At 42.3% G+C, this 26,421-nt stretch carries 22 protein-coding genes and 4 tRNA genes; 12 read left to right on the top strand and 14 right to left on the bottom strand.

Annotated features, from left to right (window positions below):
• Positions 1-13: 13 nt before the first annotated feature.
• On the bottom strand, positions 14-373 hold the full coding sequence (locus tag ACTQ9S_RS12030; protein ID WP_350655629.1) for an STAS/SEC14 domain-containing protein: 360 nt from the start codon (positions 371-373) through the stop codon (positions 14-16).
• A gap of 402 nt (positions 374-775) precedes the next feature.
• Between ACTQ9S_RS12030 and ACTQ9S_RS12025 the strand changes: the two genes are divergently transcribed.
• From ACTQ9S_RS12025 to ACTQ9S_RS11995, 7 genes are all read left to right on the top strand, one after another.
• Positions 776-851: transfer RNA gene (locus tag ACTQ9S_RS12025), tRNA-Gln, on the top strand.
• Positions 852-1,063: 212 nt separating this feature from the next.
• Positions 1,064-1,139 (top strand) — tRNA-Gln (locus ACTQ9S_RS12020).
• Between the two features lie 94 nt (positions 1,140-1,233).
• Positions 1,234-2,181: a ribose-phosphate pyrophosphokinase gene (locus tag ACTQ9S_RS12015; protein ID WP_068033957.1), complete on the top strand. Its 948-nt coding sequence runs from the start codon at positions 1,234-1,236 to the stop codon at positions 2,179-2,181.
• A gap of 420 nt (positions 2,182-2,601) precedes the next feature.
• Positions 2,602-3,288, top strand: a complete 687-nt coding sequence (locus ACTQ9S_RS12010) for a 50S ribosomal protein L25/general stress protein Ctc (RefSeq protein WP_350655630.1) — start codon at positions 2,602-2,604, stop codon at positions 3,286-3,288.
• A 216-nt stretch (positions 3,289-3,504) separates the two neighbouring features.
• Positions 3,505-4,086: an aminoacyl-tRNA hydrolase gene (gene pth, locus ACTQ9S_RS12005; RefSeq protein ID WP_068033953.1), complete on the top strand. Its 582-nt coding sequence runs from the start codon at positions 3,505-3,507 to the stop codon at positions 4,084-4,086.
• A 225-nt stretch (positions 4,087-4,311) separates the two neighbouring features.
• Positions 4,312-4,692, top strand: a complete 381-nt coding sequence (gene panD / locus ACTQ9S_RS12000) for an aspartate 1-decarboxylase (protein ID WP_025651868.1) — start codon at positions 4,312-4,314, stop codon at positions 4,690-4,692.
• 187 nt (positions 4,693-4,879) lie between these two features.
• Positions 4,880-5,941 carry a calcium/sodium antiporter gene (locus ACTQ9S_RS11995; protein WP_350655631.1) on the top strand — a complete coding sequence of 354 codons (1,062 nt, stop codon included), beginning with the start codon at positions 4,880-4,882 and terminating at the stop codon, positions 5,939-5,941.
• Positions 5,942-5,988: 47 nt separating this feature from the next.
• Here ACTQ9S_RS11995 and ACTQ9S_RS11990 read toward each other — a convergent pair whose 3' ends face one another.
• From ACTQ9S_RS11990 to ACTQ9S_RS11980, 3 genes are all read right to left on the bottom strand, one after another.
• Positions 5,989-6,642, bottom strand: coding sequence for an RDD family protein (locus tag ACTQ9S_RS11990; RefSeq protein ID WP_068033949.1), 654 nt, complete (start codon positions 6,640-6,642; stop codon positions 5,989-5,991).
• 237 nt (positions 6,643-6,879) lie between these two features.
• Positions 6,880-6,956, bottom strand: a tRNA-Arg gene (locus tag ACTQ9S_RS11985).
• Positions 6,957-7,141: 185 nt separating this feature from the next.
• Positions 7,142-7,231: transfer RNA gene (locus ACTQ9S_RS11980), tRNA-Ser, on the bottom strand.
• A gap of 513 nt (positions 7,232-7,744) precedes the next feature.
• Between ACTQ9S_RS11980 and ACTQ9S_RS11975 the strand changes: the two genes are divergently transcribed.
• A complete protein-coding gene (locus tag ACTQ9S_RS11975) occupies positions 7,745-8,545 on the top strand; it encodes a hydroxymethylpyrimidine/phosphomethylpyrimidine kinase (protein WP_068033947.1) in 801 nt (266 codons plus the stop codon).
• Positions 8,546-8,643: 98 nt separating this feature from the next.
• Here the strand turns inward: ACTQ9S_RS11975 and ACTQ9S_RS11970 are convergent, their stop codons facing one another.
• The 5 genes from ACTQ9S_RS11970 to ppx form a co-directional block, all read right to left on the bottom strand.
• Positions 8,644-9,213, bottom strand: coding sequence for a YggT family protein (locus ACTQ9S_RS11970; RefSeq protein WP_440455060.1), 570 nt, complete (start codon positions 9,211-9,213; stop codon positions 8,644-8,646).
• Positions 9,214-9,306: 93 nt separating this feature from the next.
• Positions 9,307-10,137: a pyrroline-5-carboxylate reductase gene (gene proC, locus ACTQ9S_RS11965; RefSeq protein ID WP_440455059.1), complete on the bottom strand. Its 831-nt coding sequence runs from the start codon at positions 10,135-10,137 to the stop codon at positions 9,307-9,309.
• A gap of 162 nt (positions 10,138-10,299) precedes the next feature.
• Positions 10,300-11,859 carry a tRNA lysidine(34) synthetase TilS gene (gene tilS / locus ACTQ9S_RS11960; protein WP_440455058.1) on the bottom strand — a complete coding sequence of 520 codons (1,560 nt, stop codon included), beginning with the start codon at positions 11,857-11,859 and terminating at the stop codon, positions 10,300-10,302.
• Between the two features lie 96 nt (positions 11,860-11,955).
• Positions 11,956-12,759, bottom strand: a complete 804-nt coding sequence (locus ACTQ9S_RS11955; RefSeq protein WP_068033939.1) for an acetyl-CoA carboxylase carboxyltransferase subunit alpha — start codon at positions 12,757-12,759, stop codon at positions 11,956-11,958.
• A gap of 251 nt (positions 12,760-13,010) precedes the next feature.
• On the bottom strand, positions 13,011-14,531 hold the full coding sequence (ppx, locus tag ACTQ9S_RS11950) for an exopolyphosphatase (protein WP_440455068.1): 1,521 nt from the start codon (positions 14,529-14,531) through the stop codon (positions 13,011-13,013).
• Between the two features lie 419 nt (positions 14,532-14,950).
• Here ppx and ACTQ9S_RS11945 point away from each other — a divergent pair, with 419 nt between their 5' ends.
• Positions 14,951-15,358 (top strand): DUF962 domain-containing protein, encoded by a 408-nt coding sequence (locus tag ACTQ9S_RS11945; RefSeq protein WP_068033933.1) that lies wholly within the window; start codon positions 14,951-14,953, stop codon positions 15,356-15,358.
• 115 nt (positions 15,359-15,473) lie between these two features.
• Here the strand turns inward: ACTQ9S_RS11945 and ACTQ9S_RS11940 are convergent, their stop codons facing one another.
• From ACTQ9S_RS11940 to ACTQ9S_RS11930, 3 genes are all read right to left on the bottom strand, one after another.
• Positions 15,474-17,234, bottom strand: a complete 1,761-nt coding sequence (locus ACTQ9S_RS11940; RefSeq protein WP_440455057.1) for an AMP-binding protein — start codon at positions 17,232-17,234, stop codon at positions 15,474-15,476.
• A gap of 262 nt (positions 17,235-17,496) precedes the next feature.
• Positions 17,497-18,801, bottom strand: a complete 1,305-nt coding sequence (gene hemL, locus ACTQ9S_RS11935) for a glutamate-1-semialdehyde 2,1-aminomutase (RefSeq protein WP_440455056.1) — start codon at positions 18,799-18,801, stop codon at positions 17,497-17,499.
• Positions 18,802-18,949: 148 nt separating this feature from the next.
• Complete coding sequence (locus tag ACTQ9S_RS11930) at positions 18,950-19,303, bottom strand: zinc ribbon domain-containing protein YjdM (protein ID WP_068038859.1); 354 nt, start codon at positions 19,301-19,303, stop codon at positions 18,950-18,952.
• 237 nt (positions 19,304-19,540) lie between these two features.
• Here ACTQ9S_RS11930 and ygfZ point away from each other — a divergent pair, with 237 nt between their 5' ends.
• Together ygfZ and ACTQ9S_RS11920 are read left to right on the top strand one after the other, a co-directional pair.
• Positions 19,541-20,293, top strand: a complete 753-nt coding sequence (gene ygfZ, locus ACTQ9S_RS11925; RefSeq protein ID WP_440455055.1) for a CAF17-like 4Fe-4S cluster assembly/insertion protein YgfZ — start codon at positions 19,541-19,543, stop codon at positions 20,291-20,293.
• 90 nt (positions 20,294-20,383) lie between these two features.
• Positions 20,384-21,715 (top strand): D-amino acid dehydrogenase, encoded by a 1,332-nt coding sequence (locus tag ACTQ9S_RS11920; RefSeq protein WP_350655643.1) that lies wholly within the window; start codon positions 20,384-20,386, stop codon positions 21,713-21,715.
• A gap of 210 nt (positions 21,716-21,925) precedes the next feature.
• Here the strand turns inward: ACTQ9S_RS11920 and ACTQ9S_RS11915 are convergent, their stop codons facing one another.
• Both ACTQ9S_RS11915 and ACTQ9S_RS11910 read right to left on the bottom strand, forming a co-directional pair.
• The gene (locus tag ACTQ9S_RS11915; protein WP_440455054.1) at positions 21,926-24,169 is read right to left on the bottom strand and encodes a molybdopterin oxidoreductase family protein; all 2,244 of its coding nucleotides are present in this window, start codon (positions 24,167-24,169) and stop codon (positions 21,926-21,928) included.
• Between the two features lie 107 nt (positions 24,170-24,276).
• Positions 24,277-24,948, bottom strand: coding sequence for a TetR/AcrR family transcriptional regulator (locus ACTQ9S_RS11910; protein WP_158510465.1), 672 nt, complete (start codon positions 24,946-24,948; stop codon positions 24,277-24,279).
• A gap of 453 nt (positions 24,949-25,401) precedes the next feature.
• On the opposite strand from ACTQ9S_RS11910, the gene ACTQ9S_RS11905 reads away from it, so the two are divergent.
• Entirely contained in the window at positions 25,402-25,605 is a 204-nt protein-coding gene (locus ACTQ9S_RS11905; RefSeq protein ID WP_068325522.1) for a CsbD family protein, read from the top strand.
• Positions 25,606-26,421 lie beyond the last annotated feature (816 nt).

Genomic DNA, 26,421 nt, shown 5'->3' with positions numbered 1-26,421 from the left:
CTCAATCTACAGGCTAATCTTGAATCCCTAACCAAATCCTAGCAGCTGATTCGTCTTCAGGATTAAACCCTTTGATATCCAAATTTGGTATCATCCAGCCTTCAATTTCAGCCACCTTTTGTAGCCATTGCTGTTCGCTAATCACTGCCATTTTGCCAAAATACTTCATTGTTGCCCACAACTCAGGCATACGTTTCATCTCATCCATTACCGCCGAAAACGATGGCATTGCAAAGCTATTAATGCGATAAAGCAAGGTAGCGTTTTGTAGTTCGGTATTTGAGTCAGTCTGATTCATAGAAGCCGTTGCTTGCATCCATTCATCAAGTAGATGCTTCATATCATCACTGCTAATTTTGCCATTGATGGTCAATTCAATATGATGCTTACTAGGCTGAGTTAGAATATAAGTTATGTCATTCTCCTCGTTTAATGCGTGTTAGTGACGCTATTCATATTCATCCTACTTGAATTTCTTCACACTAGTGCGCTAAACGTGTGTAGGAATGTAGGTTGCGCTCAATCAATAGCGACCGACCTGCTCGGATGGATAGATACAAGCGAGAGGCGCGATTTTCTCATCCTTTCTAACTACAAAGTAGGCTGCACTTAATTCATTAAACAATTAGAAATAATTACGTCCGATAATTGTTATCAATTTTCACTACTAAGTTGCTGAACTCACTTCATAGTTTGCTCTTTACGAATAAAAGCCAGAAAAAGCCGCAAATGACTTGCAAAATCTGAAAACTTACTTATAATAGGTCGCCACAATAGGGGTATAGCCAAGTTGGTAAGGCATCAGGTTTTGATCCTGACATCCGTTGGTTCGAGTCCAGCTACCCCTGCCATATTTTAAGTGTATTGCTCAATCTATATTGGTAATAAGTACTGTTATTAGTAATTACTTAGCTTATAGTAATTGACAACACCCTCCCAATTTCGGTATAGTTCGCAACGAACACCGTTAGGGAATGCCGTTTTTTTTAGACGGTCTCCTAGGTAATAGCGTTATGCTAATGTTTTATATTAGTAGCTAACGTTCGATAAGCCTAAACATTACAGGGGTATAGCCAAGTTGGTAAGGCATCAGGTTTTGATCCTGACATCCGTTGGTTCGAGTCCAGCTACCCCTGCCATTTTCTGCTGTAACGTTCATCACACTTTTCTTCATTTGAGCAGTTAGACACTGCTTAGCGGTCGCTGCTTGAGTCAATCAATAGGACTTCAGTCATGCCTTATTTGGCGATTTTTACGGGTAATGCCCACCCTGAATTAGCGAAAACCGTAGCCGACCACCTACACATTCCTCTTGGTAAAGCTGATGTTACTCGCTTTTCTGATGGCGAAATCGCTGTAGAAATCAAAGAACACGTACGCGGTAAAGACGTGTTTATCATGCAACCTACCTGTGCACCTACCAATGATAATTTGATGGAAATCATGATGATGGCCGATGCTTTGCGTCGTTCAAGCGCGGGTCGTATTACCGCTGTGATGCCCTACTTTGGTTATGCTCGTCAAGATCGTCGTCCACGTTCAGCTCGTGTACCTATTTCGGCCAAAGTCGTCGCTGATATGCTCAACATCGTTAGTATTGACCGCGTTATGACTGTCGATTTGCATTCAGATCAAATCCAGGGTTTCTTTGATATTCCTGTTGATAACATCTATGCCACCCCTGTTCTATTGAATGATCTCAAAAAACAAGATTACGATAACATCATGGTGGTTTCACCTGACGTTGGTGGTGTTGTTCGTGCACGTGCTATGGCCAAGCAATTAGGCGATACCGACATGGCGATTATCGATAAGCGCCGTGCCCGTGCCAATGAGTCACAAGTGATGCACATTATCGGTGATGTACGTGACCGTGATTGTGTCATCGTCGATGATATGGTTGATACTGCAGGTACTCTATGCAAGGCAGCAGAAGCGCTAAAAGAAAGCGGTGCACGTCGCGTCTTAGCCTATATTACCCATCCTGTACTATCAGGTAATGCGCTCAAAAATATTTCTGAATCAGCATTAGATGAAGTCGTGGTTACCGATACTATTCCTTTATCTGATGCGGCCAAAGCTTGTAGCAAAATCCGTCAGATCTCTATCGCACCAATGCTAGCTGAGAGCTTACGTCGTATTAATAACGAAGAATCTATCAGCGCTATGTTTGATGCTTAGGTTTTTACTGAGTACTTGCCCTACTTTCTTTTGGCAATGCTCGTTATAAAACACTGCTTAAGTTTAAAAAAAAGCGTCAAGTGTCAGCACTTGGCGCTTTTTTTACCTATTAGGATTGCACAGTCATTTCGCGTAGGTCTTTATTATTGCTACAAAACCACGTATAATGCGCGCCTGTGCCGACCATTTGTCTTTTAATCTGGTTGGCATTCTCAAAAGTGCTGATCATGCTTAAAAGTAACGATTAAATTGATAATTAATGTCATAAAAATCATTACGATAAGCAAATGGCTAAATTTACTGGTTACGAATTTTATTCACACCTATAAATCTTAACCATCACCACCTATTAGTGGATTGGTCGCAAATCCACTTTTTTATGACCAGACACTTCCTCATTCTTTTTACAGGATTATATCCATGAGTATTAATCATTTTGAACTAAACGCAATTGATCGTTCTGCTGAGCTACAAGGTAAAGGTGCGAGCCGCCGCCTACGTAAGCAGAATCTTGTTCCTGCTATCATTTATGGTGGTGGTGAAGAGCCAACAGCTATCTCTATCAAAATTAACGAGTTAGTAAAATCACTTGAATTCGAAGCTTTCTTCTCACACATTTTGACTCTAAATGTTGACGGCGAAACGCATCAAGTTGTTATCAAAGACCTACAACGCCATCCAGCTAAAGGCTTCCCAATGCATGCTGATTTCCAGCGCGTTGTAAAAGGTCAGAAAATTAACATGAACGTTCCTGTGCATTTCGCTGGTCGTGAAGAAGCGCCAGGCACTAAAGCTGGTGGTGTCTTATCTACGCTAGTTTCTGATATCGAAATCGTTTGCCTACCATCACAGCTTCCTGAATACCTAGAAGTTGACGTATCTGGTATGGAAATCGGTGATTTGTTCCGTCTATCAGACATCAAACTACCTGAAGGCGTTATTATCTTCGATCTTGATATGGAAGATGCGCATGATCGTACTATCGTTAACATGCAGCCACCAACGGTTGAAGAAGTTGACGAAGACGCTGAAGATGTTGATGCAGCTGACGTACCTGCCACTGAGCAAGGCGCAGAAGCTACTAATGAAGACAAAGACGGCGAATAATAAACAACCTTTACATAGCGACCTAACGTCTGCTATGTAATACAAGGTTCGTTTAATTAAAAAACAGCAGGGGATTGATGTCTCCTGCTGTTTTTGTAAGTGCAGTTTGTGAATATTAGGATTGCAAACTATGTTTTCTCAGAATGTAACAAATGAATGATACAAGTCTCATTTATTCGTGCATGATTATTTATTGAATTGAAGCAGAGTATTCTCATGTCCATAAAGCTTATCGTCGGTCTTGGAAATCCTGGGCAGCAGTATATGTTTACGCGTCATAATGCAGGATTTTGGTTCGTCTATCATTTAGCGCAGCAGTTCAATATTACGCTTTCCCCTGACAAAAAATTTCACGGGGTAACAGGACGTGGGCAGATTCATGGTCATGATGTGCGCCTATTGATGCCATCGACCTTTATGAATAAATCTGGACAGTCTGTGATACCAATGGTCAAGTTTTATGGCATTGATAATGACGAGTTACTGATTGCCCATGACGAGCTAGATATTCCTGCTGGCAGCATTAAGCTCAAAACAGATGGCGGCCATGGCGGACATAATGGCTTGCGTGATATCACTCCGCATATTGGTAATGACTTTCATCGCTTGCGTGTCGGCATTGGTCATCCGGGTCATAAGTCTAAAGTTAGCGGACATGTGCTCTCTAAAGCGTCACCTGATGAGCAAATCGCTATTGATAGTGCGCTAACTGCAGCTTTTGAGGCGCTACCTTTATTATTAGATGGTGATATTGAACGCGCGCGTTCGCAAATTAATGGTTTTAAACTGCCTGACTGAACGGTATTATACCTTCTGTTTAAAACTTACTACTTCTTGCTCAAAATTCGATGCTTACTAGTTAAAAACAGTACCTGTTTTGATGGAGTAGTTAATAGTGTTATTTTACGTTCTATACTTGGGCAGATGGTGCAAAATAAACCAATAAGGTGTTGAATTGACCTTTTATTTATATCTGTTTGTCCCCATTAACTGATTACTTTTGTTACGCTAAGGAAGCAATTCATGCTACTTAATATGCTTAAATGCAAATTGCACCGTGCCCGCGTCACGCATGCTGAGCTTCATTATGAAGGCTCGTGCGGTATTGATGGTGACTTGCTAGATCTTGCTGGTCTACGTGAAAATGAATCAATCGACATCTATAATGTGACCAATGGCAAGCGCTTTCGCACCTATGCTATTCGCGCTGAAGCTGGCTCTGGTATCATCTCATTGAATGGTGCTGCAGCCCATATGGCTGACTTAGGCGATATCGTCATTATCTGCGCCTATGCTCATTTTGATGAAGTAGAAGCCGAGACTTATCAGCCAAAACTAGTCTATTGCAATGAAGATAATACGGTCAAAGACACCGCCAATATTATCCCTGTACAAGTGGCCTAATACTTAATAGTCGTTAAAGTTGGTACTCAAAAGTACTTATCTTTATCAATAGCTAGGGCGTGTTCTAGTATTGGATCTGTCAAAAATATTTATTTCTATATAAAAGCTGAATCCAAATGGTGGTTCGGCTTTTTTTATATCAACTAAAAGCAAATTACTCATTCATTATTCGTAAAGGAAAGTACTCATGTGGTTGGCAGTTATTGCAATACTGGTTGGTTTAGCGATTCTCGTTTGGAGCGCTGATGTCTTTATTGATGGCGCAACTGCATTAGCAAAAAAGCTGGGGCTACCAAGTTTTCTGATTGGGGTTCTGATTTTAGGTTTAGGAACATCAGCACCTGAAATGGTGGTATCGGTATTGGCAGCACTAGACGGTAGTCCTGAGCTTGCCTTGGGTAATGCTTATGGCTCAAATATTATTAATATTGCGCTGGTATTAGGCGCGACAGTCCTCATAAGCCCTATCATCATCCATAAGAGCATCATAGCGCGCGACATGCCCATGCTGCTGCTGATTACTGCTCTAGCAGCATGGCAGTTGCGTGACGGCGTACTAAGCCTAGCTGATGGCATATTGTTATTAGTCTTATTAGTAATCGTCTTAGGCGTTCAAATCGTGCTTAGCTTACGTACGGGCAGCTTAGAATATAATGATAACCCTGAAGAAAACAATCTCGCCAAAGGCAACGTCGTAGTAGAAAGCAAGGATATAAGAAGTACGGAAACAGAAATACAAGGCGCGACAGCAAAAATTACAGACTCAGGCTATATAGAGCCAAGCTTAGCACGCGGGTTAGGGAGCTTGTTCGTAGGTATGCTGATGTTAGTCTTGAGCTCACGTGCGATTGTATGGGGCGCAGTTGAGGTAGCGACATTTTGGGGATTGAGTGAGTTGATTATTGGGCTGACTATCGTTGCTATTGGCACATCCTTGCCAGAGCTGGTCGCAAGTCTTGCCGCAGCTCGTCATGGTGAGCACGATATGGCACTTGGTAATATTATCGGCTCTAATATTTTTAATACGCTAGGGGTAGTAGGACTAGCAGCAATTATTGCACCGATTACAACCAATCCAATGATCTTATCTCGTGATGTACTGGTAATGGGGCTGATTACTTCGCTGCTCTTTGTAATGTGTGTGTTTGCCTTTATCTCCAACCGCAAATTTGGCCGTACATCTGGCATCACAATGATACTATTCTTCGTTGGCTATACTGTATGGCTAATTCAGACGGCAAATATGTAATCAATCGTGTTCTTATCAATTGTTACTCAAACAATGACATTTTTCAGCTACTTATTTTGCTTACGGTTTCTAAAGCCGCGCCACAAACCTTCATGCGCCACTTTTGGCATTTTTAAAGTAATAGTGTTTGACAACATATCTTGTACCGCTAAGCCTCGGCGATTAAATAAGCAAAATACGTAGTTAAACACTAGGCCCAAAAATGCGCTGGTTAGTAAAATAGCGCGTGAGCCACCTATCAGACTACCAATAATGCCAAAAATCAACGGCATCAAAGCAGCCGCTAGAATACGTTTGAATGATTGACCCCACGTTAGCAGATGTCCGGCGTTATTGACGGTTTTCAGTCGCCATGTCTGCATGCCTAGTGTCTGACCCCCTCGACGCCAAAATAAACCGTAAAAGGCCACTAGCGTTAGTATAAAGGATGGGGTCATAATAAAGTTCTGATACCATGTCGGCAGCGATTGTGCTTGTTCAGACTGCGTCCCTGTCTCCATAGTGAGCAGCGTCCCAATGACCGTTAGCACTGTCCCTACTAAGAACAATAACGCCAAAATCAACATCCCATCATAGAGAATAGCGACGATACGTGCCATTGGTTTGGCAATCGTAGGCTCTTCAATACGAGGCATCTGTTGTTGAGGAGTATTTTTTTGAGACTTTGACTTAGTGGCAGCTTTCGACGTACTTTTTGACATGATACAAGCTCATAGCAAGCAATGAATAGTGCTGCTATTGTACCGTAATTCAGGTACTTATCGTACATTATGATAAGAGAAGACCGACAAAGAAAGAGAATTTTAGTTGAAAACAAAGATAGTATTTTTATAAAAATAGCAGACATAAAAAAATCGCCAAATTGTCATAAGACAGGCGATTGATTTAGATGTTCTTTAAGCTTAGCAGTTATATTAACAAGTAAGCTAGTATGCAAATGGTGCGCCTGGAGAGATTCGAACTCCCGACCCCTTAGTTCGTAGCCAAGTGCTCTATCCAACTGAGCTACAGGCGCGTATTTTGCACATCATCCACTGCTTTTTAAATAACATTTACAGTAAATTAGGTTGGCTATTATATAGATAATCCAGCTGATGTCAACATGTTTTATTACTTAAAATAGGGTATTTTCTATTACAGTTTTTTAAAACTATTTCACATCGATATACTGCATTATAATCTAACAATAAACCGAATAAATGGCGGTGAAGGAGGGATTCGAACCCTCGATACGCTTACACGTATGGTTCCTTAGCAGGGAACTGGTTTCAGCCACTCACCCACTTCACCGAACGATTTAAGACACTTATCAAGATATTTGTAAAAATACTTTTAAACAAATATCCTTTCTAAACATAGTATCGATGCTAATGATACGTCTTATGTCGTGGGCGAGTATTATAACAAAGCCGAAACGAATTGCAAGCGTTACCCGTCATTTTCATGACACTTTCTGATTAATTTTGGATAATAGGCATTTTAAGGGGTCTATAAGCCTTTATTTCAAGCTTTTAACTGTGTTTTGAATGGTTTTGAAGTAGCTTATCTATAACTACCTCACCTATAACTAAAGCATCTGCAATTGAAGGATTCGTAATCGAAGAACTCGTAATTGAAGATGTAGCCTACTACTATGGCTTTTTAGGATTAGGCTAGCTATAGTAATTAGCAACTAATAATAATTGGTAAATACTCATTAACTATTTAGTAGTCATTTGATAGTAGTCAAATGACTGTCTTATTTGATAGTAGTCAAATGACTGTCTTATTTGATAATCATAATAAAATACGAAAAGGAACGTTATGCGACCAGTGGTGTTATGTTTTTCTGGATTAGACCCTTCAGGTGGTGCAGGGCTACAAGCAGATATTGAAGCAATCGGCGCAGCAGGTGGACATGCCGCAGTCGCCTGTACTGCTATTACTGTGCAAAACTCGCAACAGGTATTTGGCTTTGACGCTTGTGCTGCAACACTGGTAAAGGATCAGGCAACAACGGTACTTAATGATTTACCAGTTCGCGCTATTAAATCGGGTATGCTTGGCACTACAGACAACATTGCTATGTTGACGCGCTTATTTGCGCAGCAGACTATCAATGAAGATACGCCTTTTGTCCTTGACCCTGTATTGGTTGCCAATAGCGGTGGTAGCTTGGGCGATGAGCAAACGTTGGTCACAGCATTCAAAGAGCTGCTCCCCTACGCTACGCTAATCACGCCAAATACTCATGAACTACGCGCATTAAGCGGTGAACAAGATCTACATATTGCTGCGCAAAAATTATGTGCGCAAGGGAGTCATGCTGTATTGGTTAAAACCTCTCACGACTTTGATAGTGGCGATATAGAGCAATACTTGTATGTGCACGGTGAAATGGTACATCAAAGTACTTTGCCACGCTTAGAAGGCGAATTTCATGGCTCTGGATGTTCACTAGCCAGCTTCATCGCTGGACGTTTAGCGATGGGTGACGAGCTGATTGCTGCGGTCAAAGCTGCTGATCGCTGGATTACGCAAACGCTGATTGCAGCAGATAGTCCACATCCTGAAGATAGCAGCGCACAATTGATCCCGAACCGTTTTATCACCTTTCAAAAGTAAACTTAAATGAGAACAGGCATAAAAAAAGACGCCCTATTAAGAGAGCGTCTTTTTTATAGTAAATATTTTTAAGAATAGTATTGGATACGAAATATTGCTTAGCCCAACATTGGCATAAAGCTCGCTGCCAAGCCGCTGATAAACATCTCGAGCAGAAGAAAAGCAACAAAGGCAACCATTGGCGATAAATCAAGCATGCCTAAGTTTGGCGTGATGCGGCGAAACGGCGCTAAGATAGGTTCAGCCAAATTAATGATGATACCAATGATAGGATGCTCAGATTTGGTAAACACCACAATCCAGCTCACAATAATAGAACCAATAACTAAATAGCGGCACATGCGTAAAAAGTCTAAAATCAAACTGGTGGTACCAGCGAAAAACAACGGTGCAGGCGCAATACCTTTATGCGTTAACGCGGCTTTACCAGAGATATCAATCAATCGGATTAAAAACATCAGCACAATCGCCGCAATGCTTATACGACCTTGAGCAACCGTCGGAAAAATGCGTCCAAACGTGTCTACGATACGCGTGGCTTTATAAGCAGGGGCAATCATAGGATTGCTTGCATCCATCCCTGCAAACTGCAGCATAAAGCGGATAAACACCAGCATCATGGCGAAAGTGGTGACTAAATCAAAAATTTGCAACAACATGTTGTTCATGAAACGCTACTCAATGTGCCACTATTAAATGCCATTACAGCCGTGGCTTATTTATATTAAAGGATTTTTTTATTAAATTAAATTCTTATTAGACTATTCATTTTCTTTACTTAGTGCTTGGCTACGGTCATAGCAGGCCTGCATTGCTTCAGCAATTAGGCGACCAATCTCATTACTCTGCATGGATTCGATAGCCGCTTGCGTAGTGCCATTCGGCGACATGACTTTACGACGTAGCTCGGCTGGACTGTCATCACTATCAATAGTCATCTGGGCTGCGCCTAATACAGTCTGCATAGCTAACGCGGATGCTTGCTCTTTATCCAGACCTAACGCAACTGCTCCGTCAATCATCGATTCGATAAAATAAAACACATAGGCCGGTGCTGAACCAGAAACAGCGGTCACCGCATGCATATGCTCTTCATCATTTACCCACATGGCTAGACCTGAGGCTTCCATAACTGCTGTTGCCAGCTGCTTCTGTGCTTCGTTGATATCATCAGTCGCGTATAACCCAGTTGCACCCATTTGTATTTTAGAAGGCGTATTTGGCATCGCGCGTACAATATTACGGTAGCCACCAAGCATGGTAGAGAGGATATCAGTCGATAGCCCTGCTGCCACTGATATCACTAGCTGGTTGTCTAGGGCATCAGCAAATTCACTGACGACTTTTTTCATAACTTGGGGCTTTACCGCTAGGACGATGACGTCAGCATCAATGACCGCAGCCTTTGGATTTACACTGGCATCAACTGTATTCATTTTTTGATCAGCGTACTGCTCACGCGTCTCGGCGCTAGGTGCTGATACGGTTATTAGCTCAGGCTTAACACCGCAGGCAATAAGCCCACTGATTAGAGCTTGTGCCATGTTTCCGCCACCGATAAAGCTGATCTTTTTATTATCTAGTACTGACATTATTATTCCCTACTAACAAAACTCAAGTTATTCAAAGGTATAGTTTTCTAAAGTATATCGTGACATCTAAAATGACACTTAGTTTACCATACTGCCACGGGAGCCGTTTGATAAATTGATGACGCTAGCAGTGATGTTAGGACCAGTTCAAACACTTAATGGTTACAAACTCTTGCATAGCTTGCTCAGAACATTTGTAGCGTTCGCTAATGATTTATCAGCTCCTAGCACCCAACTTTCAAATGGCGATACTAGCAATAACGGCAACTCTTCATCTTTCTGAGCGGATGCAGCACTAACGACCACTAAGCTATCCCGCAGCCATACAGGCACTCCAAGCGTTTGATAGAGTTTTTTCCCTGCTTGCGGACGCGTGGCGAGAGCAGTTTGAACGCGCTGTTGCCGACCTAATGGCGCAAACTTCAGATCAATCTCATCTTTATTGCTTATAAACTTATCGCTTATAGACTGTATCAAGGTATTGAGCGCAATCTCTAATTGCCAATCAACACCTTTCCCTGTACGCAATGTAACTGTTGCTGACTTATCTTGAGACAAGCTATTTCTGGCAAAAACGTTTTGAGCCAAACTTGAATGAGGTAAAGTTTGCGTTTGTCCAGTAAGTGGTAACGCTAGCCATTCGAGCCAAGTGCTACTAAGACGATATAATTGCTGACGATAACGGCGGATGCTGTATGGTTGGGTACGTCCTTGCCAGTCTAATTGGGTTTGATGGTCGTGATCATTACGCTCAGTTAAATTAAAAACATTATCTACAAGTTGCTTAGGCGGTGGCAGTGGTTCATCTTGCGTTAGCCAAGTATGCAGTAATTGCCGTTGCCGATAAACAGGCAATGTATGTAGCTCACCAATATTCAGTACACGCTGAAACGGTGGATAACTCGAAACAGTAGCGGACGGAACAATAGCCGTTTGCTGCAAGTCTTGCTTTGCTTGATCGCTCACAATAGCCTGAGCATCCGCGAGTAATTGCGCACTACGAGCAATATTGGCTATTGCATTAGTGTTGTAAGCTGTGAGCGCTGGAAGCACCTCGCGACGCAAGCCACTACGCACATTATCGCCAGCCTCATTGGTAGGATCATCGATATAAGGCAGCTTTAACTGCTGAGCATAGTGACTGATGGTGGCACGACGTACCGACAACCAAGGTCGCCATAATACATTGCGATGCGTGCCTTGCGATTGTACTCGCCACGCCTGCATACCCGACAAGCCATTGACCCCTGCCCCTTGAATCAAGCGCATTAATACCGTCTCAGCTTGGTCATCAGCATGATGGGCTAAGAGCAGAACATCATCTTGATTGATATGGGCGCGCATAATTTGATAACGTGCTTGCCGCGCCGCTTGTTCGTCATGACCGTCTACCTTGGCGACTAACACCTGACAAGGTAATTGCTGAATGTGCGCCCACTTAGCGACATGCTCTGCCCAATGACGGCTATCTGCTTGCAGCCCATGATTAACATGCAATAATTGCGGCAAAAACGGCAGTTTACCTTGTCGATATAACTGCACACATAGCGCTGCTAATGCCAAAGAATCACGGCCACCACTACATGCCAGCCAGATGCGCCGACCGTGTAGCTGACTTCTATACTCAGCCATACTGGCCAATAAGGCCTTGGCCAAATCATCATCAATTGGCAACGCTGCTACTGGCTCAATAGGATATTGCAAGATGGCACTACTAGTCATAATCAGTCTTATTTATTCACATTTATAAACAAAAAAAACGCGCCATAAAATGACACGTTTTTATTTTAGCATTAAGGTTAAGCATCTTATATTAAATCAGCAAGGCAACATGACTTCTGAGTTAAAGGTTTTTAGCTTTTCATAACGCTGCTCACAACGAACGTCTGCGTCCATATCTTTGATTTCATCTAGCTGCTCAAGAAGAAGCGCTTTTAGCGAATTCATCACTGGCTGCGGATGAAGGTGTGCGCCTTCGCCCTCTTCGATGACCGCATCAATCAAACCCATTTGATAAAGATTGATGGCATTTAGCTTCAATGCTTCACTGGCATCTTGCGCTTTCTCAGCAGTCTTCCATAAGATAGACGCGCAGCCTTCAGGAGAAATGACCGAGTAAATACTGTTTTGTAGCATGTTTACTTTATCACCAACCCCAATCGCCAATGCACCACCTGAACCGCCTTCACCGATAATGGTGACGATAATAGGCGCCTTTAGACTTGAAAATACCGCAATGCTCTCAGCAATTGCTTGCGCCTGTCCGCGCTCTTCAGCACCAATACCTGGATAAGCACCTTGCGTATCTACAAAAGTCATGACCGGAATGTTAAAACGCTCTGCCATTTTCACCAGACGTATCACTTTACGATAACCTTCAGGATTGGCCATACCAAAGTTATGAGCAATGCGCTCGCGCGTACTACGACCGCGATGTTGTCCGATGACCATTACTGGCATACCATCAAAGCGTGCCAATCCACCAATAATTGCTTTGTCATCAGCATAAGCACGATCACCGTGCAATGCATCAAACTCTGTAAACAGCTGATTAACATAGTCCATAAATAATGGACGTTTGGCATGCCGTGCAAGCTGAACGCTATCCCAGACGGTACTCATAGACGTTTCCCTTTTGTCGTTTTATCTGATTTATAAGATGCAATATCACATGTAATAATTGATTTGAGGCTAAATTGATGACTCACTAAAATGACCCTAACAAGCTATCAATAAGTAACTGTCACTGGCAATTAGAAATAAGGTACAGTTGTAAACTCAATAAAACTTATAGTAGCACAATTTATATACTGCGGCATTACTGCTAACAACGCTTTTGTAATGTATTTATTTAGCTACCTGAGACATACAGGCTACGCTGGTAACGTGGCTTCAACAACGCTAAGCTTAATACCCCATCTTGCAAATTGTTCAATTTCAACGCAAAGGTCTGAAAACAAAAAAGCATAATGTGTTTTATCGGTGCTGACAGTAATTTGCCAGCAGTTGGGAGCAGTTATTGCTAGCCGTATATCCGGCAGCTCATATTCACTACGGCTATGGTGTGCCAAGACTGCGAGCCTCAAAAATAGACATAAATAGACCAGATTATCACCGCCAATGTTACAGGTCTGCTCAAGCACATCGCTTTTTAGCTTACGTCTGTGGTTGAGCATCAACTGCGCCATACGCTTTTGATCTACTTGTGAGAATCCTGGAATGTCTGAGTATTCAAGTAAGTAGGCGCTATGCTTATGATAGCTACTATGACTGATTGCCAGCCCAATCTCGTGCAAATATGCCGCACGTCTCAATACGTCAGCATCATCATTGGTCAATTGCAAATCTTCTTTAACTTGTTTAAAAAGGTGTTTGCTGGTTCTGACCACTTGTCTGGCTTGTTTTTTATCCACCGAATAGCGCTTGATTAGTGCCAACACACTGCGATCACGTACATCTTCGCTAGCCAAGCGCCCAAGCATGTCATACATCACACCTTCGCGTAGCGCCCCATCAGAGTAAGCGATAGTCTCAATGCCAAGCACTTTCATAGTGGCACGTAGTACGGCTACGCCTGCTGGGAATACTGCCTTACGGTGTTCTTTCACACCCTCCAGCTCAATGTCATTTACATCACCAATCTTAATCAGCAATTTCTCTAACTTTTTGACGCCTTGATAAGTGACACGCTCTTGCTCATCTGCCCAGCCCTTCGATACCAGTACATTACGCACCGCCTTAATCGTACCACTAGAGCCAACGACACTACTCCAGCCTGCCCTTTGATACTGACCATTAATAGCCAGCACTTCTTTACGTGCGGCAACGATGGCATTATTAAAGGCTTCTTTGGTAATCTGCCCATCTGCAAAAAACTTCTTAGTAAAGGCCACACAGCCCATCTGTAAGCTTTCAGTCAGTAGCGGATCAAATCCTTGTCCAATAATAAATTCAGTAGAACCACCACCAATATCAATAACCAAGCGCTTATCACTACTAGCATTAGTATGTGAGACACCAAGATAAATCAGTCGCGCTTCTTCGCGTCCAGAAATAATCTCAATGGGCTTCGGTAGTATTTCGTTAGCTCGTTTTATAAAATCATTGGCATTTTTGGCTTGGCGTAACGCGTTCGTTGCTACGATACGAATACGCTCAGGTGATACGGCATCAAGACGAGCGACAAAACGGCTAAGACATTCAAGACCACGCTTCTCAGCAGCAGCGCCTAAAATATTATGCTCATCTAGTCCTGCCGCTAGCTGCACCTTTTCGGACATGGAAACCACTTTTCGAACTTCACCGTGATCAAGACGGGCAATAGCCAAATGAAAACTGTTCGAACCAATATCGATGGCAGCCATCAGTTCATCATCAGCAAGCGGCGAATCTATAATGTCATTATTGAGCATAGGAAAAATAGTTACCCTGTCAGATAAAGATGAGAGAAGATATTGGTCAAAATGAGACGATTAAAATGTATGAAAACCACAAGCACATAAACGCGTGCCCATTACACCAAACTGCTCACGTATTTGACGCAATTTTTGCCATTAAAGCATTTATGCCAAAAAGTGGCAAGTGACGCAAATTATGGTAAAGCGTCAAGCACATAATTAATAAAATAACAGACACTCCATCAAGACTTATTACTTGTGTTACTGATATCGGTTTGCTACATTGAAAGTCATCAAGATTGTAATAAATAACAGTCACTTAATGACAGTCTATAAATTTTATTGAAGTAGAAAGCCTTTTAATTATCAGAACTAACACCTGTCTTCGATAGACAATTAGCAAGGAAGCTAAACAAATGAATCAAACTACCACACAAAACACTACTAAAAATACCGACGCTCAAAGTATCGGTAATGCCAATAGAGACTTGATAAAGACAGTGAGCCCAACAAAGCAGAAGTTTTATGACTTCTATTTGGATGAGCATCAAAACATGGCTTGCCGTCGTTTGCACTTCGCAGGTAGTAGCTTTGGCTTGTTGGGATTGGCAAAGTCGGTCAAAACCCGTTCGCCAAAACCCTTACTAAAAGGCGTTGCTGCAGGATATGCTTGCGCTTGGGTCGGACATTTTTTCTTTGAAAAAAACAAACCTGCCTCTTTTAAGTTTCCACTAAAGAGCTTTGCTAGCGACTTTCGTATGTATACCGATGTACTGCGTGGTAACTTAAGCTTAAAAGATCGTAAATTTGATAAGGCACGATAAAGTTAAGCCTTTAAGTTGCTATATTGGATATAAATAAAAAACACTGGGCTGCTAAAAATTGCAGCCCAGTGTTTTTATATTTTGAGAGCTTAGACTGGCTTAGTAAGATGCTCATTTAGCGCAAAGATTTACGCAGTATTTTGCCTACTGCCGTCTTAGGTAATTCATCGATAAACTCATATGACTGCGGGCGTTTATAACCTGTTAAACGCTCGCTTGCAAAGTCTTGTAACTCTTCTACGCTCAAGCTCGAATCCTTTTTGACTACAAAAGCTTTAGGCACTTCACCGCTGTGCTCATCTTCAATACCAATCACCGCCACTTCAAGCACTTTTGGATGCTCAGTCAACGCAGCTTCCACTTCGTTTGGATAAACGTTAAATCCTGAGACCAGTATCATATCCTTCTTACGATCAACGAGCGTCAAAAAGCCCTCGTCATCCATCACTCCGATATCACCTGATTTAAAATAGCCATCCTCGGTAAAAGTATCAGTGTTGTCTTGGCGCCAATAGCCCCGCATTACTTGTGGGCCTTTGATGCCCACTTCTCCAGGCGTTCCAATAGCACAAGCTGACCCATTTTCGTCAATGATTTTGATATCCATCATTGCTAACGGCAAACCAACACTACCATTAAAACTGCTAATCCCAGGTGGATTAAAAGAGATAACTGGAGAGGTTTCAGACATGCCATAACCTTCATTGATAATCATACCGGTGACTTGTTGCCACTGATCAGATACTGCTTTGATGATCGCGGTGCCACCACCGATAGATAACGCCAAGCGACTAAAATCAAGGCTGGCAAATTTTGGATGATGGAGCATACCAATGAATAAAGTATTGACTGAAGGAATAACATGCGGACGATGCTGCTCGATGATCTTGACTAATCCGTCGATATCACGTGGGTTGGTAACCAATATATCTTCCCAACCGCCATAGATACCAAGCAAACCACAAACAGTAAATGAGAAGATGTGATAGAGCGGCAGCGGATTGAGTATTTTAATCTGCTCGCTACGTCCCGCTTCAATCGCACTGCCAAACATCGCATAACACTGACAGACATTTGCCATGACATTGTAATGCGTGAGCATCGCACCTTTAGGCTTACCTGTCGTACCACCGGTATACTGCAACAAGGCCAAATCTTCGCGCTCAATAGTGACGTCTTTCAAGTCTTCTGCGCGCTGCGATTGCATAATGTGTGCAAACTTTATGTTATCAGGCGCTATGTTTTCTTGCGATGATTCAGTAGCAGTTGCTGATACTGGTACGCTATGGGAATCATTGGCTGAGTGGGTTTGATTTGAGCCAATCTGACTTAATAAGGCAATATCATTATCAGAAGGTGCAGCGTTAGAATCTATAGAACATCTAACGACCCATTTTAGTTGCGCCTTAACGTCATTCTCTAACTGCTCATAAGCAGAGCTCATACCATCGAGGACGATAAGACCACAGGCTTGAGCATCCGTCAGCTGATGCGCCAACTCATAGTGGGTATACATTGGATTAACATTGACCAGTACCGCACCCACCCGCAAACAACCAAGTAATACCACGGCATACTGTAATATATTTGGTAGTTGTACAGCAATGCGGTCGCCTTTGCTTATTCCTTGTGTTTGCAAAAAAACGGCAAAGCGGCGACTAGCGATATCTAACTGCGCAAAGGTTAGCGTTGCAGGCCCCATACTAAAAGCCACAGAATCACTGTGCTGATCAATCTTTGGTTGTAATAAATCTATCAGATTGTGCTTATCTTCTAACACATTTAGATTATTTCTTAGCCCATACTTCTCATACGCGGCTTGCCACAGCGGTGGAATAGTACTGCTAGGCGCATTATTGTCAAAGCTAGTATTCATCGGTTAGCGTCCTTGCTTAATTATCATGATTATTCTCAGAATAGCACAATTTATTAGCTGTTTTATAGGCCGTGTTGAGCATTCAACCATGGTACTGACAGAGACTATTTTTTGATTTATTCAATATCTTTAATCAAAATACTCGTTATACAAACTCCTTCACTTTGTTTGAAATGATTTTATGAAATGAATAAGTTTTAGCCACAAAAAAACCAGCACAGTGGCTGGTTTTTTATTTTAAATACTTAAAGCTACAACTGGCTCAGTTACGATTTGCCATTTCTGCAAATATCTCATCAGCCGCTTTAATTGAAGTTTCGATATCTTCATCACTATGCTTGATAGACATAAAGCCAGCTTCATAAGCAGACGGTGCCAAATAGATACCACGATCTAGCATGCCATGGAAGAAGGTATTAAACACGTCCATATCACACTCTGTCACTTCATCAAAGTTCTGAGGTACAGTCGTCTCACTGTCTCTGACGAAGAACATGCCAAACATGCCGCCCAATTTATTAGTGCGCAGGTTAATACCATGCTTGTCAGCCGCCGCTTGAAAACCATCAACCAGCTTGTCTACTTTTGCTGCTAATTCATCATAAAAACCGTCTGCTGTTAAGTCTTCAAACATAGCGATACCAGCACGCATCGCCAGTGGGTTACCTGATAACGTACCGGCTTGATAGACACCGCCAAGTGGCGCTATGCAAGACATGATGTCTTTCTTACCACCGAAAGCACCAACCGGTAAGCCTGCACCGATGATTTTACCAAAGCACGTCAAGTCAGGGTCGATGCCGAAGTGTGCTTGTGCACCGCCAAGGCCAACGCGAAAGCCCGTCATGACCTCATCAAAGATCAGTACCGCGCCATTCGCGGTACACTCTGCACGCAAAGTATCATGAAACTCTTGGGTCGGAATGACCATATTCATGTTACCAGCGATCGGCTCTAAGATAACGCAGGCAATCTCTTCACCCCATTTCTCAAAGCAATCCTTAATCGCTTGCGGATTATTATAAGGAATCGTAATAGTATGCTTAGCAAAATCCGCTGGTACGCCTTTTGACGTTGGTTCACCAATATCAAGCATGCCCGAACCTGCTTTTACTAACAAGCTGTCTGAATGACCATGGTAGCAGCCTTCAAATTTGACAATTTTGTCACGTTGGGTATAGCCACGCGCCAGACGAATCGCACTCATGGTCGCTTCTGTGCCTGAGCTGGTCATACGAATCATCTCAACACTCGGGACGATTTCACAAATCTTATCTGCAACCGTGGTTTCAAACGGTGTTGGTGTACCGAAGCTTAAACCATCATCAGCAGCCTTTTTTACGGCATCGATCACTTTTGGATGCGCATGACCCAAAATCATTGGTCCCCACGAGCCGACATAATCGATATAAGCATTGTCTTCGGTGTCATAGATTTTGCTGCCGTTAGCACGATGCATAAAGATAGGCGTACCACCTACCCCTGCAAAGGCGCGGACTGGCGAGTTTACGCCACCTGGGATATGCTTACGTGCTTGCGCGAAAAGCTGTTCGTTTTTAGTGCTCATAGTTATTCTCTATTTAGTGGTCTTTTATTTAGTCGCTTTCTATTCACTAATTTACTATTTAGTAACTTCTATTATTTTATGAAAAGTAAATTTTCTGCTTAATTATTATCAGATTTTAATATCATTTTTTTAAACGAAACGTATTAGTTTAAGCCTTTTTAACCACCGAAGATTTAAGCTTCATCGGGCCATAGCCATCAAGTTTACAGTCAATATCATGACCATCGGTAGCATCTGGCAATAGACGAATGCTTTTTGCCTTAGTACCTACTTTAATAATGGTTGACGATCCTTTGACCTTTAAGTCTTTAATGACAGTAACCGCGTCACCATCTTGCAGCTCGTTACCGACCGCATCACGAATGACCGCGTCTTGGTCTTCAGCTTGCGCCGCATCCGTTTCATCCGCCGTCCATTCATGAGCACACATCGGACATACCAGTAACGCACCATCTTCGTACGTATATTCAGCATCACATTTTGGGCAATTTGGTAAGCTCATAATTTCCTCGGCAGCCATCATCATTTAGGTTTATTCTAGACCCAGCCTAGATATAACATTGTACCGTAACTCGTACCCTTTAACCAATTTGTACGGTTGAAAACTGGGCGCTGTGCCCAATTTAAAGCTTAACCACAGCGTTTTTTATGACCTTGTTTTTTGTGGTACTCTTCCTAGCCTTATATAGTTTTAATACCTCTATCTTTAGGACAAACTTCCATCAGAAGGATAATAACAATGACTCAATCTTTAAATGTATCGACTTTGCCGCAGTTTGCACAATTAACCATCCAAGGCGAGGATGCCGAAAAATTCTTACAAGGGCAATTGACTTGTGATGTCACCAAGCTCGGACTTAGCTATCAAGCAGCGGCGCTTAGCAATTTAAAAGGTCGTATTGAATTCGGTATTTGGATTAAAAAACAAGCGGAAAAGCACTTTGATGTAGTGATCAGTGCCGATTGCGCTGAGTCTTTTCAAACGCATGTAAAAAAGTTCGGGGCATTTTCAAAGTTTGAGACTAGCGCACCGATAGCGATTTACCCTTGTGTGCTCGCTGATGAGCCGACCTTTAGTCATAAGGACGATCATAATACGCCAGCAGATACTCAAGCTTGGATGCAGTGCAGTATCGAAAACGGTAACTATTGGATCGTGGCAGCAACGCAAGGTCAATTTCAGCCGCAAGAGCTGCGCCTCCATCAACGCGGTGGTATGGACTACGATAAAGGCTGCTATTTGGGTCAAGAAGTCATTGCTCGCATTTACTTTAAAGCGGCACCCAAAGCATTTTTACATTATGTGAAAGGCTCAGGTGATGTCCCAGCAGCAGGTGACAAGCTTGATAAAATCCAAGTGGTCAATGCCGTTGCTACTGCCGAAGGCTTTGAAGCATTAGTTGTTGCACGCCCAGCACACCTTGATGATAGCGAACTTACCCTATTAGAATTACCACCAGCACTCCAAGCCGATGTTGCGCGTCCGCAGTAATGGGCTAGTGGCATTAACTAGAAGTACTGATAGTAACTGATAACTGTTAAGAACTTTAATAGCTACTAAAAAATCACAGTAGAGCGTCCTATGACACATATTGCGGTACTCGGAGCAGGCGTGGTGGGTGTAAGCACTGCATGGTATCTTCGCCAAGCAGGCTATGATGTGACTGTCATTGAGCGAGAATCTGCAGCGGGAATGCAGACCTCGTTTGCCAATGGTGGGCAGATATCCGTCTCGCACGCGACTCCTTGGGCCAATCCTACTACCCCAATGAAAGCGCTTAAATGGTTGTTTAAAGAGGATGCGCCGCTACTGTATCGCTTACGCGCTGACAAGGCGCAGCTTAAGTGGGCAATGCAGTTCTTGCAAGAGTGCCGCGCAGATAGAGCTGATGCCAATCTGGTACAAATGGTACGTCTAGGATTATATTCACGAGATAGTTTGCAGCAGCTGCGTACTGATATCGGTATTGATTACGAGCAGCAAAAGCGCGGTATCATGCATTTTTATACCGACCAGGCTGAGTTTGATGCCGCCATTGTGCCAACACAGCGTATGCAAGAGCTAGGCTGCGAACGCCATATCATTGATATCAATAATGCCGTCAGTCTGGAGCCAGCGCTCTACCCTGTTGCCCATAAGCTCAAAGGCGCTACTTATACCAGCCGTGATGAATCAGGTAATGCCCATCTATTTACTCAGCGCTTAGCTGAGCGCTGCGCCAAGGCTGGCGTGCAGTTCTTATATGATACGGAGGTTTTGACGTTAAACGCTGACGCCCACTCTACTAGTCCGCATATCCATAGCATCACTATCCGTCCCAAGGGCGAAAATGCGCAAACCTTTAGTGCAGACAGCCATGTACTGGCACTTGGCAGCTATAGCGTTGCATTAATGAAGCCTCTCAATATTCACCTGCCTATCTTCCCTGCCAAAGGCTACTCGGCCACTTATCAAATCAATCCGCGCGCCCCTCACCTAGCACCCTTTGTCAGTCTCATTGATGATGAGTTTAAGCTCGTGACCTCACGCCTTGGCGATAAATTGCGCGTTGCTGGCACGGCAGAATTCAATGGCTACAATTTGGATTTGAATAGCACACGCTGTGAAGCTATCACTCGCCGTGTACAGCAGCTATTCCCGAAAGGCATCATTGCTAACTCTGTGCAATATTGGACAGGACTGAGACCGATGACCCCATCAAACGTACCGTTAATAGGACGCGCGCATAAGGGTCAAGTCCGTCACGGTAGTCACAATACAAACGCTAGTTTTGACAATTTATGGCTCAATACTGGTCATGGTACGCTTGGCTGGACGCATGCTTGTGGCTCGGCAAAAGCTATTAGCTTATTGATACAGGGCGAAACACCGCCAGTCGATTTTGACTTTGTTGGTGTGAGTTCTCATAGATAGTATCTTTAAAGCCAATATATTTTGGCTGGTAGAAATTTTCGCAGCCTCTGTCTGGCATAGCGCACAGCAAGCAAGAAAATTTTTACCAGCCATACGTAATACGTATTCGCCTTGTATAAACCATAAGCGAATAATAGATATAAAAAAGACGCCCTTATAGATGCCTTCTTTGTTCAAATGTTAGACTTTCAATTTAGCGCAATGCTAATTTTATGCAGCATTTCCTGACTCAATATCGGAAGATTCAATGTTGGAAGATTCAGTTTCGGAATCAACGCTTGAATCAGTAGTCTCCAAATCAACCACTTCAGGCTCAACTGCTTCTAACTGCACAGGTACGCCGTTGACCGCCGCATTACCACTTAACTGATCGATTAACGTATCGTCCGTCAAGTCATTCACACTGACGCCTGCATGCGCTTGAGCAATCTTCTGTTTCACACCTTTACGGCCGTGACCCCAACCATGCGGGATGCTCACCACTCTTGGCATCAGCTCATCGGTGACTTCTGCGATGATATTCACACTGCCAACGCGTGAGGTAACTTTTACGTTTTGACCGTCCTCGATACCGTATTCTTTAGCCGTTTCAGGATGCAACATAAGCGTACAGCGTGGCTTACCTTTTACCAAGCGATAGCTATTATGCAACCACGAATTATTACTACGTACATGGCGACGACCAATCAATAGAATCTGCTGATCATCATAGTCCTGCACCATCTCCTGTACACGCTCTAAATCTGCTTTATAAAAATCAACGTTAAGATGTATTTGCTTGTCCTTATGTTTTAAAGCTTCTGGCAACATCCTTTTGAGAGCTCCTAAATCAATGCCATGCGGATTTTTCTTTAGTTTCTTTAAGTTTAGACCCTTATAAGGCCCACGCTTTAGTCCCTGATTGAGCACAAACTTCGGTCCCAAAACCTTTACTAGTAGACGCTCAACTCTGGTTGCAAGTGGTGCTTTTTTATCTAAACGTTTTGCCAATTCTAAGTAGATTTGCCAGTCATGTTTGGCACTTTTTTTCTTACGGAATAAAGCTTTTGAATACTTAGCTACGTTATGTACGGCAAAATTATTAAAGGTAACGTCATAATGATCGCGCTCTAGCGGCGAGACTGGTGGCAAAATGATATGCGCATGACGACTGGTTTCTGTGACAAAGTAATCAATAGCGACCATAAAGTCCAAGTTGGTAAACGCCTCGTCTAATTTTTCACCATTGGGCGTGCTGAGTACAGGGTTGCCAGCGACAGTCATAAATCCTTTTAACTGTCCCGCGCCTTCTACCAGCATCTCATCCGCCATCGCAACCACTGGATAATCACCATTAAAATCAGGCAAATTACTCACGCGGCTATGGCGCTTACCTAAATAGCCTGGGCCTGAGTTATTGACCACATCGACTGCAGGATTGGGGAACATCAGGCCACCAACTTCATCCAAGCGGCCTGTGACAATATTAATGACCATAATGAGATACTGACTTAATAAGCCAAACTCTTGCACTGATACGCCCATGCGCCCATAACAGACGGAGCTTTCGGCTTCACAAAACTCTTTGACCAGTCGTTTAATCTCACTTACAGAAATGCCAGTAATATCAGCTACGGATTCGGCACTATAGTCTTTAGCAAAGTCTGCAATGCGCTCAATCTCTGGTGCTAAGGCCGCCGCCCTATTATTTTTAGCGCGCGCTTTGTCCGCATAACCTTGTAAATAGATTTCATTAAGCATGGCAAGTAATAGTAAGACATCCGTCGCTGGGCGAATAAAATGATGCTCGCTAGCAATATCTGCCGTCTCGGTGCGTCTTGGATCTATTACCACCACTTTGCCATCACGTGCTTTGATATCTTTGAGCTTTTGGCGCATATTCGGTGCGGTCATAATACTGCCGTTAGACGCCAGCGGATTGCCGCCAATGATGAGCATATATTGGGTACGATTGACGTCAGGCACAGGAATGCGCAGCATATGCCCAAACAGATGCATACTCACGATATGGTGCGGCAGTTGATCGATAGAAGTCGCAGAAAAACGACTACGCGTTTTTATACTGGTGAGTAAATGCTTAATCGTTAACATGCCGCCCAGATTATGGACGTTAGGATTACCTAAATAAATACCAAGAGCGTTTTTACCATGTTTTTTCTGTACCGACTGAATACCAGCCGCCACTTTATCTAGAGCATCTGGCCAGCTAATCTCTTTCCAACCGTTAGCGGTTCTTTCAACCGGATGACGCAGGCGATCATTGTCTTCATGCAAGTCCTGCAAGGCAGTCGCTTTTGGACAAATATAACCTTTGGAGAATGGATCGTCTTTATCGCCTTTAATCGATAACACCTTGTCACCATCGTGCTGGATGACGATGCCACACATGGCTTCGCATAAATTGCAGGTTCTAAAATGGGTTTGCTCATTCATCTTGATTTGTTCATTAGCCATGGTCGCGCTCCTTGTTATTTCTAATATCTTGTTTCGATATAAATTCCGTTTTATGACTTTTATGACTTCAATATCTTTAATAACCTTAATGGCTAGCTACTAAATAATTAGCCATTTACTCTTCGCAATTCTTTTGTAAAAAAACTGCTGAACAGTGAATCAAAGTTCTTACTCAACATCGTAATTGCTTGCTGTCGTGAATAACGTTGTTGATGGCAGCCCAATATCAATTCATGTACTTGGGCAGCAGCGATATCGACACAGAGGTTAACTTCAGATTTCTCAAAAGAGCACTCGGCTGACTGTAATCCTTGCATGAATATATCCGTCCACTCTGTTTGTATCTCGCTAATCAGACTTCCCAAGCCTCTATCTTCTACTGTTGAACCATAGCGCAGACTGTCTTCGATTAAGCGTTGAAACAATTCGATATTCTGAAACGCCACATCAAAAATCATGGTCAAACAGTGCTGGCAACGCTGATTGAATTGATCTCTGGTCAGCGTTGCATAGTCTCTTAGCATATTCACCCAAGCCATACGCATGGGCGATAAATAGTTATCTTTAAGCTGTTCGCTCAACTCATGCTGCAACGCATCTAAGCTATCAAAATGATTGTAAAAACTGGGCTGGGCAATACCTGCGCCTTTCGCAATTTTATTCATGCTCATGCCATAAGTACCCTCTAAGCTATACAGCTGCAAGGCACTTTTTAGCAGGGTATGACGCGTTTTCGCTTTTGCCAGCTCACGCTTTGTTTCTAATTTGTTAGAACTCACTATGTTAAATGCACTCACTGTCAATCTACCGTAGCTTGATCAAGCATATAATGTATTTATTATTTCAACTATAAGGCTATAGTCATTTAGACAATAAGTCTATAATTAAATCTGCAGCAAAGCTTAATTCTTTTAAAAAAATATTTACTGAGCCTTTATATCTTTACTAATTACTTTTAAATTTGCTTACTATTTTTACGTATTTTGCTGGAAACTACGCTAGTTATTACACAAATATGCGACTCATAACATAGGCATGCTAATTTCTATAAAAGAGCAACACTCTAAACATTGCGTATACAGACAAGGCAATTTTGAACGCCTATATTAGATATCACCAGCTAGCCTATTGATATTTACCGATAGCTACTGAATAAAGTTACAAATCAAAGAAAGACAGATGGAAGAAACGTCTCAAAATTCAATTTAATAATTAAAAGAAGGAAAATAACAATGAACGAACATACTCTAAAAGGCGAATGGAACCAAATGAAGGGTTCAGTTAAGCAAAAATGGGCTGACCTAACTGATGATGATTTATTACATGTTGAAGGCAGTCGCGACAAACTAGTAGGCAAGGTTCAAGAGCGTTACGGTCACAGTAAAGATGATGCTGAACGTGAAGTAGACGACTGGCGCCGCGAAAATAAATACTAGATTGCCATTTATTTAAATAAAAAAACCGCATGAGTTCATGCGGTTTTTTATTGACTAATATTTATATAAATTTTGGTAGGTGTTTTTGGAACAACGACTGAAAAATAAAAGAAGTATGAGATGTTTAATCTATTAAGACTTTCTCAATGTCTAGACACGATAAAACCGCATAGCAAATAATTGTTATGCGGTTTTATTGTTAACTATCCATGTTACCTATCACGACTGTTTCTTATACATCCTTGCATAATATTCAGCATATTGTGATACTGGGCATCCTGCCCTTTTTACTACGGTTATCAGCAAAGGTTGTGCATCCTTACTTCATTTACTATTATCATCCTGATGCTAGTAAATGACTCATTATCCCTAATGCGGTTAACTCAATCCTTGAGTCACACTCCCTAATGCCGTGTGACTATAGTGTCAAATTATCACCTTCCTGTTAAGTCGCATAAACGTCATTGCTTGTAAGCATATGCTTACACGAATATTTCAAAATGATATATTCTTAATTTTTATACAGTAAATTTTTAGTCATTTCATTGATCAAACGACAAATTTACATGCAAATCAATTGATAGAATGCCCATACAAATTGACTTGCAGAGGTATATATCACTTCAGTCAAAATTATACCCTATTTACACTCTTTCTCTTCTACTGAAATTTCTAGCAACGAAACCACTGTGAATAATATAATTTTTATTATCTTATTTTCTTTATACACCTTTAATTATAGTGAAAATCGCTAGCTAGTTAGCGATAAACCTACTACTTACTGATTAACATTGATCAAAAGTCATTGAATTCTTA

The sequence above is a fragment of the Psychrobacter sp. ASPA161_9 genome, assembly GCF_051970275.1.
In the GTDB taxonomy this organism is placed as follows: Bacteria; Pseudomonadota; Gammaproteobacteria; order Pseudomonadales; family Moraxellaceae; genus Psychrobacter.
Note: the sequence above shows the minus strand (reverse complement) of the source record. Positions and strands in the feature narration are given on the sequence as shown.